The 15,539-nt window shown below is 39.9% G+C and carries 11 protein-coding genes; 5 read left to right on the top strand and 6 right to left on the bottom strand.

Translation table 11 applies throughout. The features are described 5' to 3' along the window. Positions 1-58: 58 nt before the first annotated feature. Positions 59-2,557 carry a S9 family peptidase gene (locus F777_RS0110270; RefSeq protein WP_026751962.1) on the bottom strand — a complete coding sequence of 833 codons (2,499 nt, stop codon included), beginning with the start codon at positions 2,555-2,557 and terminating at the stop codon, positions 59-61. Positions 2,558-2,664: 107 nt separating this feature from the next. Between F777_RS0110270 and kynU the strand changes: the two genes are divergently transcribed. After that, complete coding sequence (gene kynU, locus F777_RS0110275; protein ID WP_026751963.1) at positions 2,665-3,930, top strand: kynureninase; 1,266 nt, start codon at positions 2,665-2,667, stop codon at positions 3,928-3,930. Beyond that, the gene (locus F777_RS0110280) at positions 3,930-4,544 is read left to right on the top strand and encodes an SGNH/GDSL hydrolase family protein (RefSeq protein WP_026751964.1); all 615 of its coding nucleotides are present in this window, start codon (positions 3,930-3,932) and stop codon (positions 4,542-4,544) included. The genes kynU and F777_RS0110280 overlap by 1 nt, the downstream gene beginning before the upstream one ends. Here the strand turns inward: F777_RS0110280 and pyrF are convergent. Further along, a complete protein-coding gene (pyrF, locus tag F777_RS0110285) occupies positions 4,541-5,401 on the bottom strand; it encodes an orotidine-5'-phosphate decarboxylase (RefSeq protein ID WP_026751965.1) in 861 nt (286 codons plus the stop codon). The genes F777_RS0110280 and pyrF overlap by 4 nt on opposite strands. Positions 5,402-5,468: 67 nt before the next feature. On the opposite strand from pyrF, the gene F777_RS0110290 reads away from it, so the two are divergent. Continuing rightward, the gene (locus tag F777_RS0110290) at positions 5,469-6,545 is read left to right on the top strand and encodes a tryptophan 2,3-dioxygenase family protein (RefSeq protein WP_026751966.1); all 1,077 of its coding nucleotides are present in this window, start codon (positions 5,469-5,471) and stop codon (positions 6,543-6,545) included. Between the two features lie 4 nt (positions 6,546-6,549). On the opposite strand, the gene F777_RS0110295 is transcribed toward F777_RS0110290, so the two are convergent. Next, the gene (locus F777_RS0110295; RefSeq protein WP_026751967.1) at positions 6,550-7,296 is read right to left on the bottom strand and encodes a class I SAM-dependent methyltransferase; all 747 of its coding nucleotides are present in this window, start codon (positions 7,294-7,296) and stop codon (positions 6,550-6,552) included. An 83-nt stretch (positions 7,297-7,379) separates the two neighbouring features. Here F777_RS0110295 and glmM point away from each other — a divergent pair, with 83 nt between their 5' ends. Both glmM and F777_RS0110305 read left to right on the top strand, forming a co-directional pair. Then, a complete protein-coding gene (gene glmM / locus F777_RS0110300; protein ID WP_026751968.1) occupies positions 7,380-8,768 on the top strand; it encodes a phosphoglucosamine mutase in 1,389 nt (462 codons plus the stop codon). Between the two features lie 11 nt (positions 8,769-8,779). Beyond that, positions 8,780-9,907 (top strand): cysteine desulfurase family protein, encoded by a 1,128-nt coding sequence (locus F777_RS0110305; RefSeq protein WP_026751969.1) that lies wholly within the window; start codon positions 8,780-8,782, stop codon positions 9,905-9,907. Here F777_RS0110305 and F777_RS0110310 read toward each other — a convergent pair. The 3 genes from F777_RS0110310 to F777_RS18215 all read right to left on the bottom strand — a co-directional run. After that, positions 9,904-11,451 carry a sigma 54-interacting transcriptional regulator gene (locus F777_RS0110310; protein WP_026751970.1) on the bottom strand — a complete coding sequence of 516 codons (1,548 nt, stop codon included), beginning with the start codon at positions 11,449-11,451 and terminating at the stop codon, positions 9,904-9,906. The two genes, F777_RS0110305 and F777_RS0110310, sit on opposite strands and share 4 nt — an antisense overlap. Next, positions 11,452-12,549, bottom strand: a complete 1,098-nt coding sequence (locus F777_RS0110315) for a vWA domain-containing protein (RefSeq protein WP_026751971.1) — start codon at positions 12,547-12,549, stop codon at positions 11,452-11,454. Between the two features lie 90 nt (positions 12,550-12,639). Beyond that, positions 12,640-15,539: glycosyltransferase family 117 protein (locus F777_RS18215; protein WP_081720506.1), on the bottom strand; the 2,900-nt coding region annotated here is incomplete at its 5' end.

Consider the following 15,539-nt stretch of genomic DNA (forward strand, 5'->3'; position numbering starts at 1 on the left):
TCATCAACAAAAATCCCCGACTGAATTCAGTCGGGGATTTTTTATAAATACCTGGAAATTATTGTTGTCTTCCTCCACCTGAGGCTTTATTATTTTGTGGAATATCTCGGTTCATTTCTTCCAAATCAACCGGACGTTCGGTCTGATCACCAATCAGGTACTTGGCAAAATAGTCGCTCATACCCCAGAAGAAATACTCTGTCATATCGCCAAAACCATGTCTTTGCGTTGGCAATAATTTCATATCGAAACGTTTGTTGGCTTTTATTAATGCATTGGCAACACGCATGGTATTTGCCGGATGCACATTGTTGTCAATTTCACCATGGAATAACATCAATTTACCTTTCAGGTTTTTGGCCAGTTCCGGATTTTTATCAATGTTGTACTGGAAAGTAGTATCTCCTTTTTCACTTATGATTTCTTTGACGCCATGGTGCTTCTCACTCCACCATCTGTTATATATGGCATTGTCGTGATTACCTGCTGATGAAACAGCAACTTTAAAGAAATCTGGATATACCAGAATGGCAGCCGTACTCATGAAACCACCACCGGAATGTCCATGAATTCCAACACGATTAATATCAAGGAATTTATGTTTGTCTGCCAGTTGTTCAGCTACCGCTTTCTTGTCGGCTAAGCCATAATCTCTTAGATTGCCATAGCCATAATTGTGATACCACTTGCTTCTGCTGGGGTGTCCTCCTCTGTTTCCTAAAGTGATTACAACCACTCCAATCTGAGCCAGTCTATCGGTTCTGTCGAAGCCTCTGCTAAAGCTGGTATTAACCGCTTCAGTCTGTGGACCTGGATACACATATTCTACAATCGGGTATTTTTTTGTGCTGTCAAAATCGAATGGCTTGTACATTACTCCGTATAAATCGGTAATTCCATCATCAGCCTTGGCCTTGAAAATTTCAGGAAACTTGTACCCTGCGGCAAAAAGACTGCTTAGGTCTGCAGTTTCCAGATCCATGATTTTTCTTCCGTCGGCAGCAAGCAATACCGATTTTGGAACTGTGTTTACTCTTGAAAAATTATTCACCAGGTAACGCTTATTGTCGTCCATGGAAGCATTGTGATCAAAATCTCCCGGATTCAATAGTTTAAGTCCGGTACCATCAAAGTTTACACGATAAGCATGCAGGTAATATGGATTCTCCCCAGCTTCTTTTCCATTGGCTGAAAAATACAACACGCGAGCTTTTTCATCAATTGCCAAAATATCTTCTGCGTGCCATGGGCCGGAAGTAATTTGATTCTTCAACTTTCCGTTTTCGTCATATAAATAAAAATGCCCCCATCCATCGTCTTCGCTCCACTGAATCAATTCCTTTCCTTCGTTTACCAATCCGATTCTTCTGATTTCAACATAAGTGTTCATTTGTTCCTGAATCAGGGTTTTAGCTGTAGCTGATTTTACATCTACAACCCCAATATCTATTCTCTTCAAATCACGGCTGGTTCTGCTGAAATAAAATTTATCAGCTGTACCCAACCAGGTATTGGGTCTGCCTTCATCATCACGGCTGCTGACTTTAGCAGGTGAACTCCAGGCATTTACCGTTTGATCCTTGTACATGCCCGTATTGATTTCCTTCATTGACTTAGTTGCCACTTCGAACAAACGCATGTATTCAACCGGAGACTCTTTCTCTCCTGGCATCCAGTATTTATAGGTTTCCAATGTTGGTCTTGGATCAGCAATACTGTTGATAACCCATAAATCCTTTACACGTCTGCTATCGGTTATGTTTACCACAAAATACTTGGAATCCGGAGACCATAAAATGAAGGCAGGTCTTCTAATCCCTTTGTTCTTCTCTTTTTCTACATTGGTTTCTCCGTTACCATTGTTATGATAACCAAAATTTTCAACTCCATCTTTGGTAAGCTGTGTTTCTACAATGGTAGAATCCTTGTCGTTCACCAGGGCTTTTTTATAACTGGCCCAGTCCATTGACCATAAATTGTTATTGCGTCCGAAAATAACGATGGAACTATCAGGAGCAATACTAGCCCACATTGGTTTGCGCTTGGTTTTTACCGGATCGGTAATTTGTACCAGTTCGCCGCTGTTAATATTGTATTCAAAGTAGAATACTTTTTTCTCCATTACAGGTGGAGTTCCTTTTTTAGCAGCAGTATCTTTTTTAACTACATCTTTTGTTGTCTTTACTTCAAAGCTGATCCAGTTTTCATCACGAATGAATTTCATACTATCGATGTTCAGGTGCTGAGCATCCATTGGATCGTCGGTAATGCGGGTTAATTTTGCCGCCATTACTGCATTGTCAAACAATAATTTCTTCTCACCCTTTGCAGCATCAACGATATACCATTTCTTTCCCTCTGTGGTTTCATACATATACCAGAAACGGTCTGATTTTTTAAGCCAGTGTGGATCTACATTCAGGCTAAATACCATTTTCTGAACCTTGTTGGGAGAAAACCTGGCAGCCAATTCATAATTGGCCTTGGTTACAGGCGTTTGTTGTGCCAATAGGGTACCGCTGAAAAGCAATACCACTAAGAATTGAAATAGTCTCATATTCGTATAATTGGTTTTGGGTACCCAAATTAACTCTTTAACCGATTAATACTAAACCATTTATCAAATAATCGGTGGATAGCTTTACTTTGCGGTAAAAAAGGACAATGCAACATCCCTTTCAGGCAACCCTTGCTTATGCTACAGAATTGGATCAGAAAGATACACTGAATAAATTCCGTAATGAGTTTCACTTTCCACAACATCAGGGTAAAGAAGTTATTTATTTCTGCGGAAATTCACTGGGACTGCAGCCCAAAAATGTGGCCAAGGCATTTGAAACTGAATTGAATACCTGGAAAGAAATTGCTGTGGGTGGATATTTTAATGGCCCCAATCCATGGCTCTATTTTCAGGAGTATTTAAAACCAGCATTGTCCAGACTGGTTGGTGCAAAAGAAAAAGAAGTAAGTGCTATGAATGCCCTTACAGTTAATCTTCACTTATTGATGCTTAGTTTTTATAAGCCTACAGCCAATCGCTTTAAAATTATCATGGAAGCAGGGGCATTCCCTTCTGATCAATATGCGGTTGAAACCCTGGTTCGCCATTTTGGCTTGAATCCGGATGAAGCCATCATTGAAATTCATCCATTGGATGGAGCAAAAACACTAACCACACAACAGATTACTGATACCATCAAAGCCACCGGGAACGAGCTGGCCATGGTTTTGTTTGGTGGCATCAATTATTACACAGGACAGTTTTTTGATATAGCTTCCATTACAAAAGCTACGCATGATGTAGGAGCCATTGCCGGATTTGACCTTGCACACGTAACAGGCAATATTCCATTGGAACTTCACGACTGGAATGTTGATTTTGCAGCCTGGTGCAGTTACAAATACCTGAATGCAGGTCCTGGTGCTACCGGCGGATATTTTATTCATGAAACACACCTTGACAACCCATCAATAAACCGATTGGCAGGCTGGTGGGGCAATGATGAATCAAGCCGTTTTAAAATGGAAAAGGGATTCATTCCAAAAAAAGATGCGAGTAGTTGGAATATCAGTACGGCACAGGTATTCAACATGACTGCCTTAAAAGCTTCCCTTGAAGTAATAGACAAAGCGGGCATTAAGGCTTTGAGAGAGAAAAGCATTGCACTAACTAATTATTTAGCTTTTCTGTTGCAGCAGCTATCCAATATTAATTTTGAAATCATCACACCTTCAGAACCTGCACAACGGGGCGCTCAATTATCTCTTTACTTTAAAGAGAGGGGCAAAGAAATACATGCCAAAATGATAGAGAGCGGAATCATTGTAGATTATCGGGAACCGGGTGTAATTAGGGTTGCTCCTGCCCCATTATATTGTGGATTTGCAGATGTATATCGTTTTTATGAAATATTAAAATCTAACTTTTAATGCAACATATTCATAGTTATCTGGCATTAGGCGACTCTTACACCATTGGTGAAGCAGTCCCAATTCATGAATCATTTCCATATATAACTACCCAACTGTTGAGACAGGAAAAAATTTCCATGCACGCCCCGGAAATGGTAGCTAAGACTGGATGGACAAGCACTGAATTGGCTGAACATCTGCTGCATACACACTTAAACCAACACTATGATTTTGTAACACTATTAATTGGTGTAAATAATCAATATAGAAACCTATCCGTTGATAACTTTAAAAACGATTTTGAATTCCTGGTAAAAAAAGCCATTCATTTCGCTGCAGGTAAAAATGAAAGAGTATTTATTCTATCTATTCCCGACTGGGGATACACCCCATTTGCGGCTGACAAAAACAAGGAACAAATTACCAAAGAAATTGATGCATTCAATTTGGTGTGTAAACAAATTGCAAAACAATTTCATACACCATTCATTGATATTACCACCGAAACAAGGGCTTTTTCATCAGACCCACGGGCTATTGCCACAGATGGGCTTCATTTCTCTTATGAAACACATATGATCTGGGCTAAAAAACTGTCGGAATCTATACAACAATCACTAAAACAAAATTAACGTTGGCCTAAGTATAGAGCCATTTCTTCCTGATATGCTTTTGCAGCCAATTGGGCTTTGATAGCATAGTCTTCCCCTTCAGATGCATAAATAACCGCTCTGCTTGCATTAACCAGCAACCCTGCATTTTTATTTAATCCGAATTTACTTACAGCTTCCAGGCTTCCTCCCTGGGCTCCCACACCCGGAACCAATAGAAAATGATCAGGCACAATGTCTCTTATATTCTCGAATTCAGTAGCCTGAGTGGCACCTACTACAAACATAAGATTATCGGGAGTACCCCAGGTTGCCACCCTCCCTATCACATGCTCATACAGTCTTTTGCTGACCGCCCCTTGTGTAATATGGGGAACCATGGTAAGTGATTCATCATATTCTTCCAGAATCAGTTGCTGAAAATCATTGCTGCCTGCATTAGAGGTTAACCCAAGTACAATAGTTACTTTGTTTTCGTATTCCAAAAAGGGGCGAATACTATCTTCACCCATATAGGGAGCAACCGTTATAGCATCAAAATCCATTGCTTCAAAAAAAGCTTTGGCGTATTGGGTTGAAGTATTTCCGATATCTCCACGTTTGGCATCAGCAATGGTGAAATGAGACTTTGGAATATAAGAGAGTGTCTCATTCATAATCTCCCATCCTTTCAATCCCATAGCTTCATAAAAAGCAGTGTTGATTTTGTAACTCACACAATATGGCAATGTAGCATCAATAATGGCTTTATTAAACTTTAACATTGCATCGGGATGCTCTTTTAAATGAGCCGGAATTTTTTGTAAATCCGTATCCAATCCTACGCAGAGATAAGATTGTTTTTCCTGAATATGCTGTACAAGGGATGTAATGGTCATACAACGAAATTAATGGTTCTTTTTGAATTGACTGAATGAAGCTATATTTGAAACCTAACGATTGAATATGGAAAAAGAACCCATGTATTACGGCAGCTATCTGCAACTGGATAAAATTATTGAAAGTCAGCATCCGGTAAGTTTTGAAGCTAACAATGAACCCGCTCATGATGAAATGTTATTCATCATTATTCATCAGGCATATGAGCTATGGTTCAAGCAAATCCTGTTCGAGTTGGACTATTGCATGGGGGTTTTCAAGAAAGACAAAATCAATGACAATTCAGAAGACTTAAACCTTGTCAGACATCGTTTTAAGCGAATCATTAAAATCCTTGAATTACTAAATCAGCAGGTAAGTATTCTGGATACCATGACTCCAATGGATTTTCTGGCATTCAGAAATTTATTGACCCCTTCTTCCGGCTTTCAGAGCAAACAGTTCCGTTTGATTGAAGCCAGACTGGGATTGGTGTTGGAGAAAAGACATCAGAAGGATTATTATAAAAGAACCAATGAAGGGGGATTCACTCAAAAGGATTTTCAGGACATCAATCAAACAGAAGAAAATAAAAATCTGCTCCAACTAGTGAATGACTGGCTGGAAAGGATGCCATTTTTTAACCCGGCTTATTGGGAAGAGACCAGTGAAACGCTTCCCGAAAATCATCCTTTCTGGAAAGAATACCGAACCATTTATGTCAATGGCCTTTCAGAAAGAGAGAAAAATAAAACTGTAGATTTTGACGCTATATTCTTTCAATTGTATCCTTCTGATCTTAGCATTGAACAAAAAGAAATGCTCAGTACCAGTTTCAGTGCTGCAGCCATGCGTTCTGCCTTGTTCATCATGCTTTACAGAGACTTCCCGGTTTTTCAGACCTCCTATCAGATACTGGACTCACTGATAGAGATTGATCACCTGATGAGCAATTGGAGACACAAGCACTTAATTATGGTAAGAAGAATGATTGGTATGCGGGTTGGAACGGGCAATACTTCCGGAGCCGGATACCTTGAGGGTGCTTTGAACAAACACTATGTTTATAGAGACTTATCCGGTTTATCTACTTATCTGATTGAAAGAAGAAAACTTCCGAAACTACCGGATAGCCTGATTCAGTATCTGGGATTCAATCTCTAGAAACTCATTTTAATTTCCGGGCAACCATCACCATTCTGGGGGAATGCTTCACATCATAATTTCCTAGCTGGTAGTCTCCGAAAACTTCGGTAACCTGCATATGATGATAACTCAGCATATCGGTAAAATCGCCTAAGGTAAATTTGGCTACTTTTTCCGTGTAGAGATGCATGGGCTGTAAGTGATCCTTATCGGTAATCTGAATCTGTTTTAGAAAATGGGTCTCAGTCTGCCATTTGGTTATATGAAACCTTACATCGTTTACTTCTACCTGTGAACTGGGAATCAGCTGTTGTTCAACATAGTGAACATTCATATAATCGATCACCAGTTTCCCTGACACTTTTACACTATCTGCCATCATACGTATGGCATTGTCGTGTTCCCTCCTGTTTTTGAAATATCCAAAGCTGGTGAAAAAATTAAAGGCATAATCAAAGTAATTAATGCGAAATAATTTTCGCATATCGTGTTGATAAAAATGAAGCTGCTCTGATTCTGCTGCCTTTGCTTCCTGAATGGAAACTTCGGACAAATCTATGCCGGTAACATCAAATCCCAGATTAGCCAGTACCATACTATGTCTCCCCTTGCCACAAGCTATATCCAACACCCTTGCACCCTGATGAGGGTTTAAATGTGAAACTAAGGTTCTGATAAACTGCTCAGCTTCTGCCTCATCTCTGTGCTGATATAACATATGATAGTATGGCGAATTGAACCAATCTTTAAACCATGCTTTGTCTGCCATATTGATGTTTAAACGGCAAAGTTAGTGTACGAAGCCATACAAAAAATTTGAATTATATTCGCGGCCGTTTTAAGAGATATATTATGGCATTATTAAAGAGCATTTCTGGCATTAGAGGAACAATTGGAGGTCAACCGGGAGATACCCTTAGCCCACTTGATATTGTAAAATTTACGTCGGCCTATGGCACTATGTTAAAAAATGCAAATCCAGAGAATAAAAAGATAGTAATTGGCAGGGATGGCAGAATTAGTGGATCTATGGTTCAGGGCCTGGTTTCCAATACACTGATTGCCTTAGGGTTTGATGTGGTTGATCTTGGTTTAAGTACCACTCCTACCGTTGAAATGGCAGTAGTGATGGAAAAAGCTGTCGGTGGAATTATATTAACAGCCAGTCATAATCCCAAAGAATGGAATGCCTTAAAACTACTAAACGATAAGGGCGAATTTATTAGTGGGGCAGAAGGAAAAGAATTGTTGGAAGTTGCACAGAATGAAGCATTCTGCTACGCTAAAGTAGATGAATTGGGAACGATAACATCGGGTACCGATTTACTTCAAAAGCATATAGACGCATGTGTTAATTACCCTTTGGTAAATAAGGAGGCCATTGAGGCCGCCAATTTCTCTATTGTAATTGATGCCATCAATAGCTCTGGCGCAATAGCTGTTCCTGCATTACTGGAAGCCCTGGGTGTAAAGAAATATACGGTGCTGAATGCGGAAGTAAACGGCCAGTTTGCCCATAACCCGGAACCCCTTCCTGAACATTTAAGAGATCTTTGCAACGAAGTAACCAAACAAAAAGCATCTATGGGGATTGCAGTAGATCCGGACGTAGACAGGCTTTGTTTTGTTTGCGAAGACGGTAGTTTATTTGGAGAAGAATACACACTGGTGGCGGTTGCAGACTATATTTTAAAGCATAGAAAAGGAAATACTGTAAGCAACATGAGCAGTACACGTGCACTGAAAGATATTACCATCAAGCATGGTGGAGAATATACCGCAAGTGCAGTAGGCGAAGTAAATGTGGTTACCAAAATGAAAGCAGTGAATGCGGTTATTGGCGGAGAAGGAAACGGAGGCATTATTGTTCCTGACTTGCATTACGGAAGAGATGCTTTAATTGGAATTGCTTTGTTTCTGACGCATCTGGCTTTAGAGAAAAAAACAGTGAAGCAGTTAAGAAATAGTTATCCGGACTATTTTATGAGTAAAAATAAAATTGAACTGACTGCCGGTGTAAATTTGAGTTCTATTTTTAATACAATTAAAGAAAAGTATAGCAAACATCCTATTAATGAGGAAGATGGGCTTAAAATAGAGTTTGATAATGATTGGGTACACTTAAGAAGCAGTAATACTGAACCCATTATCCGCATTTATGCGGAAAGCAACAGTGAAACCGTTGCCAATAATATTGCCAAGCAACTGATGAAAGACATTAAAGAAGCTGCAGGAAAATAAAATCAACAACAATGGAAAGAATTTATCTGGACAATGCCGCCACCACCGCTTTGGATCCCGAAGTTTTAGAGGCCATGATGCCCTATCTAACAAAGTATTTTGGTAATCCTTCTTCCATTTACTCTTATGGAAGAGAGTCCAGAATGGCCATTGAGAATGCCAGAAAATCCGTTGCAAAAATTTTAAATGCACATCCTGCTGAAATCTTTTTTACCAGTGGAGGCACCGAAAGCAGCAATACAGCCATCACTGCTTCTGTCAGAGACCTGGGTTGCAAACATATCATCAGCTCCCCCATTGAACACCATGCCACCAGCCACACGGTTGAATATTTATACCACAATGGAGAAGCTGCTTTAAGCTATGTAAAATTGCTGCCGAACGGCCATATTGATCTGGAAGACCTTGAAAATTTATTGGCAGAAAGCGAAGAAAAATGCCTCGTAACGCTGATGCACGCCAACAATGAAATTGGCAATATGATTGACCTGCATGCAGTTGGTAATCTTTGCAAAAAATACCTGGCAATCTTTCACAGTGATACAGTACAAACAGTAGGTCACTTTCCATTTGATTTAAGAAATACTCCGGTTCATTTTATTACGGGTGCAGGTCATAAATTTCACGGCCCAAAAGGCGTGGGAATGCTCTATATTAATGAGAATGTAAAAATAAAACCCTTTGTTCACGGAGGTAGCCAGGAAAGAAATATGAGAGCCGGCACTGAAAACTTATATGGGATTATCGGTTTTGCCAAAGCCCTGGAACTGGCTACAACACATTATGAAAACGATAGTCAGTACATTACCGATTTAAAAATGTACATGATGGAGCAACTGCAAAAGCAGATTGCTGGTGTATCATTTAACGGTGACCCGACGGGAAAATCCTTGTATGCAGTGTTAAGTGTTAGCTTCCCTAAAACAGAAAAAAGTGAAATGATTCTGTTTAACCTGGACATCAATAATATCTGTGCCAGCGGAGGAAGTGCCTGTACAAGCGGTGCTGATCAGGGTTCACATGTAATAAGAGCCATTAACAATAATCCCAATCAGGTAACTGTTCGTTTCAGCTTTAGCAAACACAACACTAAGGCAGAAATTGATCAGGTAATTGCCAAACTGAAGGAACTGATTTAAAAATCATCTTCCTCGTCTGATTCCATCTGACCAAAGTTCATCATACTGCCCATTAAATCATTGAAACTGATTTTGCCATCAATCGATTTTTTGCTGATCAGGGAGTAAGCGGCTAATCCATGCAAAACAAATTCCATGAGTAAGGCATTTTCCTGCATATTGGCCAATGGATAATGTTTTTTCACCAATGCATATAATCCTTCCACCTGATACAGGGTTTCTATTTTTTGCTGATCGTTCAGGTCGTTTAATAGTTCCAGATGGTTTCCATTGTTAAACCATCTGGTAATGGACTGATAAGGATTTTCTGCAACCGGTGATTCCTCTGTAGACTTTTTTCCTGTTGGCTTTCTTTTTTTGCTGGTTTCAGGATTGGGGAAATACTGAATAAACAACTGGCGCATCGATTTTTCTATCAGGTTAACCGCAACCTGATAGGGCCCCTCCTGCTCTCCTTCATATACCAGTTCTATCTTCCCAGTGATAGCGGGAATAATTCCCACCAGGTCACTGATCCATACCTGCGTTTTATCTTCCTGGTTAATCAACAATCTTCTTTCTGCTGCACTTACGGCATTTTCATAAGCTGCAATAGTGAGTCTTGCGCTGACACCACTCTTTCTGTCTACGTATTCATTGGATCGGGCTTCAAATGCTACCTGCTCAATAATTCTTTTTACCAAATCACTGATGGAGATTTTGTCTTTCTGTATAGGTAGGATATTGGCTTCCTGTTCTGTAATAGCAAGCGAATCCTCGATTTGTTTGGGATAATGGGTAAGAATCTGGCTCTCAATCCTGTCTTTTAAAGGAGTTACAATACTTCCCCGATTGGTATAATCTTCCGGGTTTGCAGTGAAAATAAAAACAATATCCAGCGGCATTCGCAATTTGAAACCACGAATCTGAATATCACCCTCCTGTAAAATATTGAATAATGCTACCTGAATTCGAGCCTGTAAATCGGGCAATTCATTGATGACGAAAATCCCTCTGTTACTTCTGGGTATAATGCCGTAATGGATTACTTTCTCATCGGAAAAACTCAGTTTTAAATTAGCGGCCTTGATGGGATCAATATCCCCGATTAAATCTGCCACACTCACATCCGGCGTGGCAAGTTTTTCTCCATAACGTTTACTGCGGTGGACCCATTCAATGGGTGTTTCATCTCCGCGCTCGGCAATGATGTCCAAAGCATACCTGCTCATGGGCTGTAAAGGATCATCATTAATTTCAGAACCGGCAATCACCGGAATATATTCATCAAGCAAAGAAGTCATCTGACGGGCCATTCTGGTTTTCGCCTGCCCTCTTAACCCCAGAAACAAGATATTGTGCTGACTTAGGATGGCTCTTTCTGTATCTGGTATTACCGTGTCTTCGTAACCGATGATACCTTCAAAAGGATTCTCTTTATCACGTATTTTCTGAATCAGGTTGTCCCTGATTTCCTGCTTTACCGATTTAGACTGGTAACCACTGGCTTTTAATTGCCCCAGTGTAAAAATATCAGTATACTTTACCACTTTGTTTTTTTTCATCTAGAATACATTTTTTCTTTTGCCACTTTCAAAATCCTTGAATATAAACGATCCCAGTTTATCTAAGGAAGCAAAATAGGCTTTACCATTATTCATTTCTGTAAATTCTTCTACAAACTGCTGTAAATAGGGATCGGAAGCAATCATAAAAGTAGTGATGGGAATCTTAAGCTTCTTGCATTGTGCAGCCAGATTAATACAACGGTTTACTACTTTTCTGTCCAGGCCAAAACTGTTTTTATAATATTGATTCCCAATTTTCAGACAGGTAGGTTTACCATCGGTAATCATAAAGATTTGCTTGTTCGGATTCTTTCTTCTGCGCAGCAAATCCATGGCCAGTTCCAGGCCGGCAACCGTATTGGTATGATAAGGTCCTACTGTTAAATAAGGCAGGTCTTTAATTTCAATACTCCAGGCATCATTCCCGAAAACAACAATATCAATGGTGTCTTTGGGATAGCGGGTGGTTATCAGTTCACAGAGCGCCATAGCCACTTTCTTAGCTGGTGTAATCCTGTCCTCCCCATATAAAATCATGGAATGGGAAATATCAATCATCAGCACAGTGGAAGTCTGGGTTTTGAAATCTGATTCCCGAATTTGTAAATCGTCTTCCTGCATGGAAAAGGATTCTACTCCCCTGTTGATCTGGGCGTTTCGAATGCTTTCTGTAAAATCAATCTGTTCCAGCATATCCCCAAACTGAAACGGACGGGTATCTGCGCTGGCTTCATCCCCCTGCCCTGTCTTAAAGGTTGAGTGATTGCCCTTATCTGCCTTCTTTAATTTTCCGAAAATTTCTTCCAGGCTTTTCTTGCGAATGGTTTGCTCAGACTTGGCGGTTATCTGAAAACTGCCATCGGCTTCGTTCTCTTTGAGGTATCCATTCTTTTTTAAATCTTCAATGAAATCACCCATACCATATTCGTTATCTGTAAAATGGTATTGTTTGTCAAGTTCATTCATCCAGCTAAGCGATTCTTCTGCACTTCCATTAGTATAAACCAACAGTTGAGAAAAAATATGCAACAACTGATCGAATTTGGATTGTTCGTTCTGTGCAGGATTAAAGGAAAAAAACTGATACCCAATCATATTTTAATTAACAGTTTTCGGCCTGTTAAGTTCAAGCATTTACATCATAAAAATAAAACGTCCCGAAAATTCGGGACGTTTTATAGTATTTTATTTACTACTATCTCGCGGAGCCATTAATTTACCGGGAATCTGAATGGCAGGATTGTATACGGACTTCATTCGTTCCATTCCCTCCATATATCCTTCTGCAATACGCTTTTCATCTTCCATCATTTCACCTTTTCTGCCGGTTAATGAATTGTAGTATTTAATCTGCTGCTGCAAATCCTTTCCAACGGATTTAGATACTTTTTCAATCAGCGCCTTGTCTTCGGCCATATAACAAGCTTCCAGGAACATTAAAGAATTCCTGTTGTGCATATTGCCTCTGCTAACCATTCCGTAAGGGAAGTTCTCCTCATCCATCAACTGATCTACTTTCTGCAAAGCTTTTCTGGCATCTTCCTTTCTGCCTTTTGAAGCTAAATCAATGGCAAGCTCTGTATAGGCAGTACGAATACTGTTTAAATGTCTTCTGTTTTCTTCATCAAAGTAAACTCCTTTCACATTGGCATTTCCTGCAACAAATACATTCATGGCTTTAGACATCATCCAGTCAGTATTTACTTTAGAACCCTGAACCGGAACCAGGCGATGGCTTAATCCATCTCTTCTCAGATATTCATCAAAGCCAAGATCCACCTGTGGATTGGTAAAGTAAATAGGACGCTTCCATTTGTTGGCTGCAATGATATTCAGAACCGCCATATCGTTCTTCATCATAGAACCTTTTGGCAATTCGAATCTTAGCTCAGCAACTACACTGTCGTTTGCGTTTACTGTTTTGTTAGCCACCACTTCAGCCGCATTCACTGGTACAGAGAATTTACGAACCGGGAAAGTACTCAGCGCCTCTCCATTACCGCGGTCTTCCATATTCACCGGATCATCACTCCCTACATAATTTTTCATTAAATCATAAAGGTCATAATAACGGTCTTCCGGAATATTGGGCTTGGGTCTGTACAACGCATAATCTCTTTTTCCGCCTTCAATTTGTTCTGCCGACCAGATTACATCAATCGGATCACTCTGGTTTACTTTATAGCGAAGCTGATTAATATACCAGTCAATTCCCAATAAGCTATAATTAATCACACGAATATCAGGACGAATACCTTCTACTTCCTGCGCATACCATAATGGATAGGTATCATTGTCTCCGAAAGTGAAGAGAATGGCATTGGGAGCACAACTTTCCAAATAGTCTTTTGCCAAGTCTCTGGCCAATACTTTTTTACTTCTGTCGTGGTCATCCCATTCCTGTTGTGCCATCAATGCCGGCACTGCCAACAGACAAATAAGGGTTGCCAGACTGGCGGCCATGGCAGGCTTTACTATTTTTTTTAAATAGGAAGCCACAGCCAGTACCCCTATGCCAATCCAAACGGCAAAAGCATAGAAGCTACCTACATAAGCATAGTCTCGTTCACGGGGTTGGTTACCCGCCTGATTCAGGTATAATACAATCGCTAAACCCGTAAAGAAGAACATTAATAAATTGGAAAAAGCATCGTCTCCCCTTTTGTTTCTATGATAAACAAATCCTAAAAGGCCTAAAATAAAAGGCAGTGCAAATAATTTGTTATTGGCCTTATTGTTCTTTAAAGAATCAGGCAATTGTGACTGATCTCCATAAATTAAATTGTCTACCAATGGAATTCCGGTAATCCAGTTACCGTCCCTAACATTACCAGTGTAAACGCCCTGAATATCATTTTGCTTACCAGAAAAATTCCACATAAAGTAACGGAAATACATCCAGTATACCTGATAGCCAACAAAGAACTTCACATTGTCTACCTGATTTGGGGCTCTTTCATAAGTTCCGTCTTTCAGTTTGGGAATATTTAAAAAAGCAGAATAATAATAGGCATGATACTGATCATCACTGGCATCCCAAACCCTGGGGAATACCATTTTGTCCTCTGCATTGTAAACATATTTTTTATCCTGACCTACTTCAATGTACTTATCACGTGCTTTCTGATAACGCATACCCGTATTTCTCAAGTCTACCGGTTGAGCGGTAAACTTCTGACCATATAACAATGGAAAATCACCATACTGTTCTCTTCCCAGGTAACCCACCAAACTCATTGGATTGTCTACATTGTACATATCAACTGAAGGATTGGCGCTACTGCGAATCATAGTGGTTAAGTAAGTACTGTAACCAATAAACATGAAACTAATACACCAGATGGCCAGTGTTAGATACGGCCATGCTCTTCTCGCGGCCACTTTTAATCCCTGCCATAAAAGTGCAGCAACGATAACAAAGAATAGGGTAAATCCTGTAAAGAAAGGCATACCCGCTCCATTTACCATCCAGCGATCAAAAGATCCTGCCAGTTTAATAGAATATTGAATAACACCCACCTGAACAACACCTGTTATAACACAGCCAATAACAAAGAAAATATAAACACCCCCGAAATAGGCTTTTTGCTCAGGCTTCCATTTTTCAATAAGGTAAAGGAATCCAACTCCCAATAATGTTGCTAAAATCATTAATCCTGCCACTGTTCCATCCATGCCCACATTATCAGTGGCTTCTGCTGCTGCACTAACCAATGCGCCAAAGAAAGCCAATACCCCACCAATAATAACCAGTTTAATAAACCAGGAACGAATTAAGGCATAATTGAAATTTTCACGCTTTCTAAAGTAATAAACCATAACAATGGCAGGAATGGTTAACAGATTGAGTAAGTGAACCCCAATGGACAATCCCATCATGAAGAAAATAAAGACAATCCAGCGGTCCGCACCAGGCTCATCTGCATGATTTTCCCATTTTAGAATGGCCCAGAATACGATGGCAGTAAAGAAAGAGGAAAGGGCATACACTTCCCCTTCAACGGCACTATACCAGAATGAATCACTGAAAGTATAAGCCAGGGCACCTACAACACCGGCACCCATGATACTCCAGATTTGATAGC

Source organism: Sediminibacterium sp. C3 (assembly GCF_000508085.1).
Lineage (GTDB): Bacteria > Bacteroidota > Bacteroidia > Chitinophagales > Chitinophagaceae > Sediminibacterium.